The sequence below is a fragment of the Buchnera aphidicola (Aphis fabae) genome (assembly GCF_009069125.1).
Lineage (GTDB): Bacteria > Pseudomonadota > Gammaproteobacteria > Enterobacterales > Enterobacteriaceae > Buchnera > Buchnera aphidicola_BB.
In genome coordinates, this window is record NZ_CP042427.1 from 589,181 (window position 1) to 601,278 (window position 12,098).

Genomic DNA, 12,098 nt, shown 5'->3' on the forward strand with positions numbered 1-12,098 from the left:
TTTTATTTTAATGTTGATTTTTAATTTCAAATATGGATATTTTTTTTATAAAAAACATGATGTAATGGAGAAGTATTAACACTTTTAGCAATAAATCCTTGCACGTTCTTAGGAAGTAAAGAAAATATTTTTTGAGCAGATAGTTTATCATCAAACTCTGAAAAAACACAGGAACCTGTTCCAGTTATTCGAGTTGGTGCATAAATAGATAATATAGAAAGTAATGTTTTTATTTTTTTAAATTTATTACTTACTATATTTTCAAAATCATTACTAAATGGAGACTGTAACAGTAATTGTATTGTTTTTTTTTGGGATGTGCTCTCAAGTAAAAAATTGGAAAATATATTTTTTGTTAAAATTTGTATTTTAGGATAGACAACTAGATACCATTTTTCTTTTCTTTGAATAGGATTTAATATTTCTCCTATTCCTTCAACAATAGATGTTTTTCCCATGATAAATGCTGGAATATCTGACCCTATTTTAAGACTAAATTGAGCTAATTCTTCCAATGTAAATTTTGTTTTCCACAGTTTGTTTAATGCAATTAATACTGTTGCAGCATTAGATGAACCTCCACCTAGCCCACTTCCTATAGGTATTTTTTTATTTAAAAATATTTTTGCTCCAAGAGTAGTACAATTTGTTTTTTCATAATATAATGCTTTTGATTTTAATAATTTAGCTGCTCTAATAATAGTATTTTCTGTATTTAAAATAAGTTTTTTTTCAGAAAATAATTCAATTTTTCCAGTTGTATTTGAAACTATTTTTAATGTATCACCATAATTAAGAAATTGAAATAAGCTTTGTATATAATGGTATCCGTCTGATCGAACACCTGTAATATATAAAAATAAATTAATTTTTGCAGGAGAAGGCCATGTATATATCATTTTTATGTTTATTTTTAAAAAATTATTTTTATGTTAATATTTATTAAAATTATACTGAAAATTATTAAAAATGATATAATCATTTTAATTTGAAGATTTTAATTTGTGATTATTAGAAATATATTACTTTATTTTGAAGTATATAAATATTATTTGCATTTTTTTAAATTATAAAAGAGATCATATTATATGAACACCTCTATTATTAATAAATTAAAATCTTTAAAATACCGTTATCAAGAAATTGAAGTATTACTTACTCAAAAAGATACTATATTAAATCAAGATAAGTTAAGACACTTATCTAAAGAATATTTAAAACTTTCTGAAATTATTAAATGTTTTATTGAATGGGAAAAAATAAAATATGATATGAAAGATATTAATTCTTTATTTGATGATGAAGAAATGCTTGATATAGCAAAAGAAGAATATTATATACTTAAAAAACAAAAAAAAAAATTAGAAAAAATAATTAAAACATTATTGTTACCTGAAGATCCTAATGATCAGCATAGTTGTTTAATTGAAATTCGAGCAGCTACAGGTGGAGATGAATCTTCTATTTTTGCAGGTCAACTATGCAGAATGTATATAAGATATGCTGAAAGTTATATGTGGAAAACAGAAATAATGAGTTCAAGTGAAAATGAAAAAGGGGGATTTAAAGAAATTATAGTTAAAATTACAGGTAAAGGTGCTTCTGGCCGATTAAAATTTGAATCAGGCGGTCATCGTGTTCAACGAGTTCCTGAAACTGAATCACAAGGAAGAATTCATACTTCTACTTGTACTATTGCAGTCATGCCGGTTCTTCCTAAAACAGAAAAAGAAGAAATTAATGTATCTGATTTGAAAATTGATACATTTCGTTCTTCTGGTGCTGGTGGTCAACATGTTAATACTACTGATTCAGCAATTAGAATTACTCATCTCCCAACAGGATATGTAGTAGAATGTCAAGACGAACGATCACAGCATAAAAATAAAGCAAAAGCTTTATCTATTTTATCTGCTCGTTTATATACTGCAAAGTTAGCACAAAATCAGCAAGAAAATGCTTCTATGAGACGAGTCTTATTAGGTAGTGGTTCAAGATCAGATAGAAATAGAACATACAATTTTCCTCAAAATAGAATTACAGATCATAGAATTAATTTAACTATATATAAATTAGATGAAGTATTAGAAGGGAAATTAGATTTTCTTATTGAACCAATAATTCAAGAATATCAAACAGATATGCTTTCTTCTTTATCTGAGTTTAAAGGATGAAAATATATCAATGGTTACAGAAAACAATTAAAATATTCTCTAATTTTGAATATCCTCGATATGAAGCTGAAATACTATTAAGTCATGTATTAAAACGTTCACGTTCTTGGATTATAGCTTTTGATGAAACAGAATTGAATCAATTTAATCAAAATCAATTAAAAAATTTTGTTAATCGAAGATTATCAGGAGAACCTATGGCTTATATATTAGGAAAAAAAGATTTTTGGTCTTTATCTTTACGTGTATCTCCAGATACTTTAATCCCTAGACCTGATACAGAAATTTTAGTTGAAACAGTATTATCTAAAATTAATAAGAATCAAAGATATATTCTTGATTTAGGAACTGGCTGTGGAGCTATCGCATTAGCACTTGGAAGTATTTGTTCAAATTTCAATATTACGGCTGTTGACAATTCAAATAAAGCTATTAAAATAGCTAAAATAAATGCGATAGAATTAAGTTTAAATAATATTTTTTTTTTTATAGTAATTGGTTTTCACATATAAATAAAAAATTTCATATTATTGTAAGCAATCCTCCATATATTAGTTCAAAAGAAATGCAATTTTTTAAAAAAAATCTTATTTTTGAACCATTTAATGCATTAGTATCAGGAAATCATGGGCTAAAAGATATTGATTTAATTATAAAACAAGCAAAAAATTACTTATTTTATAAAGGCTGGCTTTTTATTGAACATGGATGGAAACAAAAATTACAAGTTCAGTGCTTATTTAAAAAATATAATTTTTTTAATATACAATCTTATAAAGATTATGGAGGTAATGATCGTGTTACTATTGGTCAAAAAAAATAGTAATATTTTTGAAATTTTTAATTTAAAAGTATAAATTTTACATTCTGAATAATATGATTGAATATTTTTTATTAAAATATTTTAAAAATATATTTTATTTTCTTTATTAATTAAAAGTATTAGTATAATAATATGAAATCTTTTTCAAAAAATAATTTATCTAAATTATCACTGTTTGATTCTATTGTAGCTGCTTCTCAGTTTATTCGAGAAGATTTTCCTATAGATTCTGTAGTTTTAGATATGTGTAATAAAATTAAAGAAGCACAATCTTATATTTCATCTGAAATTGAACCAAATAAAAAATTGAAAAAATTATTAAATTTATTTTATAAGCATTGGAGTTTTGGTGGAGCGAGTGGTATTTATAAACTTTCAGACGTATTATGGATTGATAATGTTTTAAACACTCGACAAGGTACTGCAGTATCTTTAGGTATTCTTTTACTACATATTGCACAAGAATTGAAATTACCATTAAATCCAGTAGCATTTCCTACACAATTAATATTAAGAGCTGATTGGTCAGATAAAAAAAAGTGGTTAATTAATCCATTTAATGGTGATATATTAGATCAGCATATATTAGAAGTATGGTTGAAAGGAAATATTAGTCCAACAGCAGAGTTGTATGAAAATGATTTATATCAAGCTGAATCTGTTACTATCATTCGAAAGATGCTCAATACTCTAAAATCCGCTTTAATGGAAGAAAAAAATATGGAATTAGCTTTAAATGTTAGTAATGTTCTTTTGCAAATTGATCCTAATGATCCATATGAAATTCGTGATAGAGGATTAATTTATGCACACTTAGATTGTAATCATGTTGCTTTAACAGATCTACTTTATTTTGTGGAAAATTGTCCTGAAGATCCTATTAGTGAAATAATTAAGGTTCAAATTCATTCTATTGAACAAAAAAAAATGATATTACATTAATAAAATTTGTATATTAAGTGTTATCCAATATTAATTATATTTCTTTTATGTTGTGTACTTAAATAAAGTTTTTCAATTATTTTTTTATCTGATTTATTTATTTCTTTTCCTTCTAAGTAGGAATCAATTGTGCTATATTGAATGCCTAAATCAAATTCATCTGGTTTTTGTGGATTTTCATCTTCAAGATCTGCTGTTGGTGTTTTTAAATATAAATATTTAGGACAATTTAATTCTCTTAATAATAATTGCCCTTGCCGTTTATTTAATTGAGATATAAGATTTACATCTATTCCATGATCTCCATGTTTAGTAAAAAAACCTGTAATAATTTCTGCTGCGTTTCCTGTACCTACAACTATTCCATGTTTCATTGCAGCTATGCTATATTGTACTTTCATTCTTTCTCTTGCTTTTTCATTTCCTTTGACATGGTCTGAAATTTTAATTCCTGCCATATTTAATGATAATTCACTACTTAAAACCGAATTTTTAATGTTAATTGTAAAAATTTTATCTGGATTGATAAAATTAATTGCTTTTTTACAATCTTCTTCATCTTTTTGAATTCCATATGGTAATCTTAATGCAATAAATTGATAGGATTGGTCTTTTTTTTCTTGACGTAATTGTTCAATTGTTATTTGACATAATTTTCCTGTTAATGTCGAATCTTGACCTCCACTAATAGCTACAATTAGAGATTTTAAATGAATATTTTGAAGTAAGTATTTTTTTAAGTGTATAATACGATTTTCAATTTCTATTTTTGGTATAATTTTTGATTTTACATTTAGTAGTCTAATAATTTTTTTTTGTAATATCATATTGTATTTAACTTTAAATTAATTAAGATGTTATAAAAATATTTATTTTATCAGATTATCTTTTTTTACTAAACTAATTATTATATATTATATATTAAATATAATAATTGTTTAAATTTATATTAAAAAAATTATTTTTACTTTTAAATTTTAACAAAACATTGGTAAATAATATTGAATAATTTAATTTTTGTATTAAATTGTGGTAGTTCTTCTATAAAATTTTCTATATTAAACCCAAATACTAAAAAAAAATATTTATCTGGTTTAGTGGAATGTTTATTTTTAAAAAATACATATATTAAATGGAAATATTTGGGAATAAAATATGAAAAATATATAGGATCTCATGTATCTCATCAAGATGCTTTAAATTTCATTTTTAATCAAGTTTTATCAAAAGAAAAAAATATATATGATAATATTATTGGTATAGGGCATAGAGTTGTTCATGGTGGAAAGAGAATCAATAAATCTGTTTTAATTAATACTGAAATTATAAGTTTTATCGAAAAAGCTATTCCTTTTGCTCCATTACATAATCCTGCAAATTTGATAGGGATTAAAATGGTTATGGAAAAACTTCCTCTTTTATCAAATAAAAATGTAGCAGTTTTTGACACTTCTTTTTATCAAAAAATGCCTAAAACTTCATTTTTGTATGCTATTCCCTATATTTTTTATAAAAAATATCATATTCGACGTTATGGAGCGCATGGAATCAGTCATAATTATGTTTCAAATCAAGCATCTATTATGTTAAATAAAGATTTTAATTCACTAAATATTATAACATGTCATTTAGGAAATGGATCTTCTATTTCTGCAATTCGCAATGGAGTTTGTGTAGATACTTCTATGGGTTTAACACCTTTAGAAGGTTTAGTTATGGGTACTCGAAGTGGTGATATAGATCCTTCCGTTATTTTTTTTATGCATCAACAACTTGGAATAAGTATTAATACAATTAATACAATATTAACGAAAGAATCTGGTTTATTGGGATTAAGCGGAATTAGTAGTGATTTTCGTTATCTTGAAAAAAATTATTCTACTAATGAAAAAGCAAAATTATCTGTAGATATTTTTTGTCATCGATTATCTAAGTATATTGCTTCTTATATGTGCTTAATGGATAATAGTTTAGACGCGGTAGTTTTTACTGGTGGTATTGGTGAAAATGTATCATTAATTAGACAAATAACTTTATCAAAATTATGTTTAATTGGTTTTAAAATTGATATAGAAAAAAATCTTTCAGTTAAAAATGGAAAAAGTGGATTAATTACTATAAATAATTCTATTCCAGTTTTAGTAATACCAACAAACGAAGAGTTATTAATAGCACAAGAAACGATGAAAATAGTTAGTTAAATATAATTATTTATAAGTTTTTACATTTTAAAATAATAAGAATATTATGTCACGTATTATAATGTTAGTTCCTTTGAATGACAATGTTAGTTTAACAACTACTACTTTAAGTTTAGTTTACTTAATTAGTAAAAAAATAAAAAATAATTTTTTTAAATCTTTTTTTTATTTTTCTCTTATAGATAATTCAATAGATAATACTAAATTTATTATTAATAAATATTTTTCAAAGAATATCAATTCATTAGAAAATATAGATTTTTCAAAACAATGTTTTAATTCTAATCAATATCATATGCTTGTTAATCAGGTTATTGAACAATGTTATAATAAAAAAGATATTAATAATGGATTAATTTTAATTAAAGGTATAAATAGAAAACAACATATTGATGCTAATAAAATAAATTATGAAGTATCTCAAAATATAAATGCTGAAGTAATATTTGTAGAATATTTAAAAGAGTATTCTTTAGAATATATTCATAAAAAAGAAAATAAAATAAAAATATTTTTAAACTATAGTCAATATAAAAATATTTTAGGTTTTATTTTTAATAATATAGGTTCACCTTTAATACAAAAAAAATATGATTTTATAGAAAATTTAAATATTTTATACAATTTTCAAAAAAATAAAAATATTTTTAAAATTAAAAAAGATATTTTTTTTACAAATAAATTTTTTTCTACATTAGCTTGTGTTCCGTGGAATCAACATTTATTAACACCATCTATCATGGAAATTTGTAGTTTTTTAAATGCAAATATTGTTAATATGAAAAATACAAAAAATTCTATTGTAAAAAAAGTAATCATATTTGATGAAAATTATGTAAAAATATCAATAAAAAATTATAATCATTCTTTATTTTTAGTGTGTTTAAGTCGTTTAGAAACATTTGTTGATGAGTTTTTTCTTAGATTAAAAATAAAAAAAATTAGTGGTATTATCTTAACAGGAGTGTCTAAATTTACAAAAAAGATTTTATATTTAATTAATTGTTTAAAAGATAGTAATATTGCTATTTTTTTTATTAATACAAATACGATAACAACACTATCTCAATTGCAAAAATTTAATTTTAATATTAATTTTTACGATAAGATACATATTTATAAAATATTAAAATATATTTCTAGTTATTTTAAAAATATTAATTTTAGTTTTTTTCAAGACAAAATAACTGGTGATAATAAAAAATATTCACCTAAAGAATTTTGTTATTATTTAAAAATGTTATCTAAAAAAAATAAAAAACGCATTATACTTCCTGAAGCATACGAACCTCGTATATTAAAAGCTGCATCAATTTCAAGCGATTTAGGAATTGCAGAATGTATATTGTTAGGAAGTCCAAAAAAAATTTTTAAGATAGCCAATGATAAAGGAATTTATTTAAGCAAAGATATTACAATAATAGAACCTGATTCTATACGAGATAGTTATGTATCAAGATTGATAGAATTAAGAAAAAATAAAGGAATTACTGAATGTTCTGCAATAAAACAATTACAAGATAATACTATTTTAGCAACATTAATTTTAGAATCTAATAAAGTTGATGGATTAGTTTCCGGATCAATAAATACAACAGCTAATACTATACGTCCAGCATTACAAATTATTAAAACTAATCCTATTTATTCTTTGGTTTCTTCAATATTTTTTATGTTGTTTCCTAAAGAAGTGTTTATTTATGGTGATTGTGCAATTAATGTAGATCCAACTGCTGAACAATTAGCAGAAATTGCAATTCAATCTGCTAATTCAGCTAAAATTTTTGGTATAGAACCACGCATAGCAATGTTATCTTATTCTAGCGGGTATTCTGGAAATGGATTACAAGTAGAAAAAGTTAGATATGCAACTGATCTTGTAAAATTAAAACAACCTAATTTAATTATTGAAGGTCCTATTCAATATGATGCAGCTATTTCAAGAAAAGTTTCTAAATTAAAAATTCCAAATTCAGCAATTTCAGGATCTGCAAATATTTTTATTTTTCCAGATTTGAACTCTGGAAATATAACTTATAAGGCGGTACAACGTTCTCTAGGACTGATTTGTATTGGACCTATGTTACAAGGACTAAGAAAACCAGTAAATGATTTATCAAGAGGTGCATCAATTGAAGATATTATTTACACTATCGCTTTAACTTCAATTCAGTCATAATTTGTTTTAATTAAATTTTAATTATAATATTACCGTTTGGTATACAACAACATGGAAAAATTTCATTTTTTTTAAATAAAGCAGCTATAGGCTGTTTTATTAAGTAATGTACTCTTCCTTTTATTATTTGTATTCGACATGTACCACAGTATCCAGATTTACATTGGTATCCTATATGTATATTATGTTTATTTAGAATAGATAATAGTGAAATACTTTGTTTATAAATAATTGTTTTGTTGTTAACTATTTCAATCGTAGAATAGTTCATTTTATAGTTTAAACTTTTTAAATTCTTGACTAGATAGATCAGAGTCAATTTGACCAACTAAATAAGAGCTAATTTCAGTTTCTTGAGGAGCATTTTGTATATAATCGGAATTTAACCAAGAATCAATCCAAGGAATAGGGTTTGATTTTTTTTCAAAAGGCATTTTTAAACCTATTGCATCCATACGAATATTAGTGATATATTCTATATATTGGCATAGTATATCTTTATTTAAGCCCAGCATTGAACCATCTTGAAATAAATATTCTGCCCATTTTTTTTCTTGTTCTGAAGCAGATATAAAAATTTGAGTTGCTATTTCTTTACATTCTTCAACAATATTATTCATGTTTTCATTGTTTTTTTGATTACCTAAAAGATATAAAATATGTTGAGTTCCAGTTAAATGCAATGCTTCGTCTCTTGCGATTAATCTAATAATTTTCGCATTTCCTTCCATAACTTCTCTTTCTGCAAATGCAAATGAGCAAGCAAAACTAACATAAAACCTAATAGCTTCTAATACGTTAACGCTAATTAAACAAAGATATAATTTTTTCTTCAATAAATTTAAATCAATGTAAATTTTTTTTTTATTAATAATATGATCTCCTTCTCCTAATAAATGCCAGTAACTAGTCATTTCAATTAACTCATCATAATAAGTAGAAATATCTTTTGCTCTATCATTAATATTTTTGTTAGTTATAATATCATCAAAAATAATAGATGGGTTGTTTATAATATTTCTAATTATATGAGTATAAGATCGAGAATGGATTGTTTCTGAAAACGACCATGTTTCAATCCATGTTTCTAATTCAGGGATAGATATAATAGGCAAAAAAGCAATATTTGGACTTCGTCCTTGAATAGAATCAAGTAATGTTTGATACTTTAAATTACTAATAAAAATATGTTTTTCATGTGAAGGAAGGTTTTGAAAATCTATTCGATCTTGCGATAAATCTATTTCTTCTGGTCTCCAGAAGAATGAAAGTTGTTTTTCAATTAATTTTTCAAAAATATTATATTTTTGTTGATCATATCGAGCTATGTTTACAGATTGTCCAAAAAACATAGGCTCTATGAGTTGATTGTTTTTTTCTTTTGAAAATGTTGTATAAGACACTTTTTTATACCTAAAAATTAATTTTTTATATTTTATTATATAATACAAGAACCGCTTGTACAATTATCTTCTTTATTTGTTTCAGATTGATTAAAGTTATAATTATCTTCAGCTCCATCTCTTGTATTTTGATAATATAAAGTTTTTATTCCTAATTTATATGCTATAAGTAAATCATATAATAGTTGTTTCATTGGTATTTTTTCGTTTATAAACCGTTTTGGATCATAATTAGTATTAACTGAAATAGATTGATCAACAAACTTTTGCATAATAGCCACTAGTTCTAAATATCCAGTATTATTTGGTATGTTCCAAAGTAATTCATATTGTGTTTTTAATCTTTTATAATCTGGGACTACTTGTTTTAACATTCCATCTTTTGATGCTTTTATACTAATAAATCCTCTTGGTGGTTCAATACCATTAGTAGCATTAGAGATTTGAGAAGATGTTTCTGAAGGCATTAAAGCAGATAGAGTCGAATTTCTTAAACCATATTTTTTAATTTTTTTTCGTAGTAAATTCCAGTTTAAATGTAATGGTTCGTTACATATTACATCTATATCTTTTTTATATGTATCTATTGGCAATTTTCCTAAGTAATAATTAGTTTGATTAAATAATATACATGATCCTTTTTCTTTTGCTAGTTCACAAGAAGCTTGTAATAAATAATATTGTATTGCTTCAAAAGTTTTATGTGTTAATTTTTTTGCACTTCCATCTGAATAACGAACTTTATTTTTCGCTAAATAATATGCAAAATTAATTACACCAATACCTAAAGAACGTCTTGAAATAGAAGAATTTTTTGCTGATATTATTGGATAGTTTTGATATTCTAATATTTCATCTAATGCTCGAACAGATAATATAGATAATTCTTCAAGTTCTTGTAAATGTTTAATTGAACCTAGATTTAAAGCTGATAATGTACAAAGAGCTATTTCTCCGTTCTCATCATAAATATCATTTAGTGGTTTTGTAGGTAATGTAATTTCTAAGCATAAATTAGATTGTTTTATTGGAGCTAATTTAGGATTAAAAGGACTATGTGAATTACAGTGATCTACATTTTGTATATAAATACGTCCAGTAGAAGTTCTCTCTTGCATAATAAGAGAAAATAAATCAATTGCTTTAACGGTTTTTTTCCTTATAGTTTTATTTTTTTCATATTGAATATATATTTCTTTAAATTTTTTCTGGTTAGAAAAAAAATTTTCATATAATTCTGGAACATCAGAAGGACTAAATAATGTAATTTTTTTCCCTAATAACATCCTTTGGTACATTAATTTATTAATTTGAACAGTATAATCAAGATGACGTACTCTATTTTCTTCGATACCTCTATTATTTTTTAAAACTAATAAATTTTCAATTTCAAGATGCCATATTGGATAAAATACTGTTGCTGCACCACCTCTAACACCCCCTTGTGAACAAGATTTGACAGCACTTTGAAAATGTTTATAAAAAGGAATACATCCTGTATGAAATGCTTCTCCATTTCTAATTGGACTTCCTAAAGCTCTAATTTGACCAGCATTAATCCCAATACCTGCTCTTTGCGAAACATATTTCACAATACAACTTGTGGTTGCATTAATAGAATTTAAATTATCTGCACATTCAATTAAAACACAAGAGCTAAATTGTCGAGTTGGAGTTCTTACTCCTGACATTATTGGTGTAGGTAGTGAAATTTTAAAAGTAGAAATTGCATTATAAAAGCGTTGAATATAGTTCATTCGAATATTTTTAGGATATTTAGAAAATAAACATGCAGATATTAAAATATATAGAAATTGTGCGCTTTCATAAATTTGTCCAGTAATACGATTTTGTAATAAATATTTTCCTTCTAATTGTTTTACTGCAGCATAAGAGAAGTTCATATCACGGCGATGATCAACAAAAGAGTTCATTATTACATATTCTTCAAAAGAATAATCTTTTAATAAGTTTTTATCATACTTTCCTAGATTTACTAGCTTTTTAACATGATTATATAGTATTGGTGGTTCAAATTGGTTATAAGCTTTTTTTCGAAGATGAAAAATAGCCAGTCTAGCAGCCATGTATTGATAGTCAGGTGTATCTTTAGATATTAGATCTGCTGCTGCTTTAATAATTGTTTCATGTATATTAATAGTTGTTATATTATTATAAAATTGAATACGTGAACGTAATTCAACTTGAGAAACAGATATATCTTCTAATCCTTTAGCTGCCCAATTTAATACTTTATGAATTTTATCTAAGTTTATTTTTTCTTTTTTTCCATTACGTTTAGTCACAAATAGACTATTTTTCATATTTACTTAACCTGTTTTACAAATATAATTTTTATAAAATTCATTATTAATA

At 24.2% G+C, this 12,098-nt stretch carries 11 protein-coding genes; 6 read left to right on the top strand and 5 right to left on the bottom strand.

Translation table 11 applies throughout. The features are described 5' to 3' along the window. Positions 1–26: 26 nt before the first annotated feature. Positions 27–899, bottom strand: a complete 873-nt coding sequence (gene ispE / locus FQV33_RS02910; RefSeq protein WP_158348444.1) for a 4-(cytidine 5'-diphospho)-2-C-methyl-D-erythritol kinase — start codon at positions 897–899, stop codon at positions 27–29. Between the two features lie 189 nt (positions 900–1,088). Between ispE and prfA the strand changes: the two genes are divergently transcribed. From prfA to sirB1, 4 genes are all read left to right on the top strand, one after another. Continuing rightward, positions 1,089–2,174, top strand: coding sequence for a peptide chain release factor 1 (gene prfA / locus FQV33_RS02915; RefSeq protein ID WP_158348446.1), 1,086 nt, complete (start codon positions 1,089–1,091; stop codon positions 2,172–2,174). Continuing rightward, entirely contained in the window at positions 2,171–2,686 is a 516-nt protein-coding gene (locus tag FQV33_RS03145; RefSeq protein ID WP_226856622.1) for a HemK/PrmC family methyltransferase, read from the top strand. Before prfA ends, FQV33_RS03145 begins: the two co-directional genes overlap by 4 nt. Before the next feature lie 53 nt (positions 2,687–2,739). Next, positions 2,740–2,997: a hypothetical protein gene (locus FQV33_RS03150; protein WP_226856623.1), complete on the top strand. Its 258-nt coding sequence runs from the start codon at positions 2,740–2,742 to the stop codon at positions 2,995–2,997. Between the two features lie 132 nt (positions 2,998–3,129). Continuing rightward, complete coding sequence (gene sirB1 / locus FQV33_RS02925) at positions 3,130–3,939, top strand: invasion regulator SirB1 (protein WP_158348448.1); 810 nt, start codon at positions 3,130–3,132, stop codon at positions 3,937–3,939. A 20-nt stretch (positions 3,940–3,959) separates the two neighbouring features. On the opposite strand, the gene nadE is transcribed toward sirB1, so the two are convergent. Further along, positions 3,960–4,766 carry an ammonia-dependent NAD(+) synthetase gene (gene nadE / locus FQV33_RS02930; protein WP_158348449.1) on the bottom strand — a complete coding sequence of 269 codons (807 nt, stop codon included), beginning with the start codon at positions 4,764–4,766 and terminating at the stop codon, positions 3,960–3,962. A gap of 171 nt (positions 4,767–4,937) precedes the next feature. On the opposite strand from nadE, the gene FQV33_RS02935 reads away from it, so the two are divergent. Then, positions 4,938–6,140 (top strand): acetate kinase, encoded by a 1,203-nt coding sequence (locus FQV33_RS02935; protein ID WP_158348451.1) that lies wholly within the window; start codon positions 4,938–4,940, stop codon positions 6,138–6,140. 46 nt (positions 6,141–6,186) lie between these two features. After that, positions 6,187–8,319 carry a phosphate acetyltransferase gene (pta, locus tag FQV33_RS02940; protein ID WP_158348453.1) on the top strand — a complete coding sequence of 711 codons (2,133 nt, stop codon included), beginning with the start codon at positions 6,187–6,189 and terminating at the stop codon, positions 8,317–8,319. Positions 8,320–8,329: 10 nt separating this feature from the next. Here the strand turns inward: pta and yfaE are convergent, their stop codons facing one another. From yfaE to nrdA, 3 genes are read right to left on the bottom strand one after another with little or no spacing between them, the layout of a single operon-like run. Further along, positions 8,330–8,590 (bottom strand): class I ribonucleotide reductase maintenance protein YfaE, encoded by a 261-nt coding sequence (yfaE, locus tag FQV33_RS02945; RefSeq protein ID WP_158348455.1) that lies wholly within the window; start codon positions 8,588–8,590, stop codon positions 8,330–8,332. A 1-nt stretch (position 8,591) separates the two neighbouring features. Further along, positions 8,592–9,722 carry a class Ia ribonucleoside-diphosphate reductase subunit beta gene (nrdB, locus tag FQV33_RS02950; protein WP_158348457.1) on the bottom strand — a complete coding sequence of 377 codons (1,131 nt, stop codon included), beginning with the start codon at positions 9,720–9,722 and terminating at the stop codon, positions 8,592–8,594. 35 nt (positions 9,723–9,757) lie between these two features. Continuing rightward, the gene (nrdA, locus tag FQV33_RS02955; RefSeq protein WP_158348459.1) at positions 9,758–12,046 is read right to left on the bottom strand and encodes a class 1a ribonucleoside-diphosphate reductase subunit alpha; all 2,289 of its coding nucleotides are present in this window, start codon (positions 12,044–12,046) and stop codon (positions 9,758–9,760) included. Positions 12,047–12,098: the final 52 nt, after the last annotated feature.

Coding starts and splice junctions, on each gene's coding strand:
- ispE (WP_158348444.1), bottom strand. CDS start 899: ATGATATATACATGGCCTTCTCCTGCAAAAATTAATTTATTTTTATAT.
- prfA (WP_158348446.1), top strand. CDS start 1,089: ATGAACACCTCTATTATTAATAAATTAAAATCTTTAAAATACCGTTAT.
- FQV33_RS03145 (WP_226856622.1), top strand. CDS start 2,171: ATGAAAATATATCAATGGTTACAGAAAACAATTAAAATATTCTCTAAT.
- FQV33_RS03150 (WP_226856623.1), top strand. CDS start 2,740: ATGCAATTTTTTAAAAAAAATCTTATTTTTGAACCATTTAATGCATTA.
- sirB1 (WP_158348448.1), top strand. CDS start 3,130: ATGAAATCTTTTTCAAAAAATAATTTATCTAAATTATCACTGTTTGAT.
- nadE (WP_158348449.1), bottom strand. CDS start 4,766: ATGATATTACAAAAAAAAATTATTAGACTACTAAATGTAAAATCAAAA.
- pta (WP_158348453.1), top strand. CDS start 6,187: ATGTCACGTATTATAATGTTAGTTCCTTTGAATGACAATGTTAGTTTA.
- yfaE (WP_158348455.1), bottom strand. CDS start 8,590: ATGAACTATTCTACGATTGAAATAGTTAACAACAAAACAATTATTTAT.
- nrdA (WP_158348459.1), bottom strand. CDS start 12,046: ATGAAAAATAGTCTATTTGTGACTAAACGTAATGGAAAAAAAGAAAAA.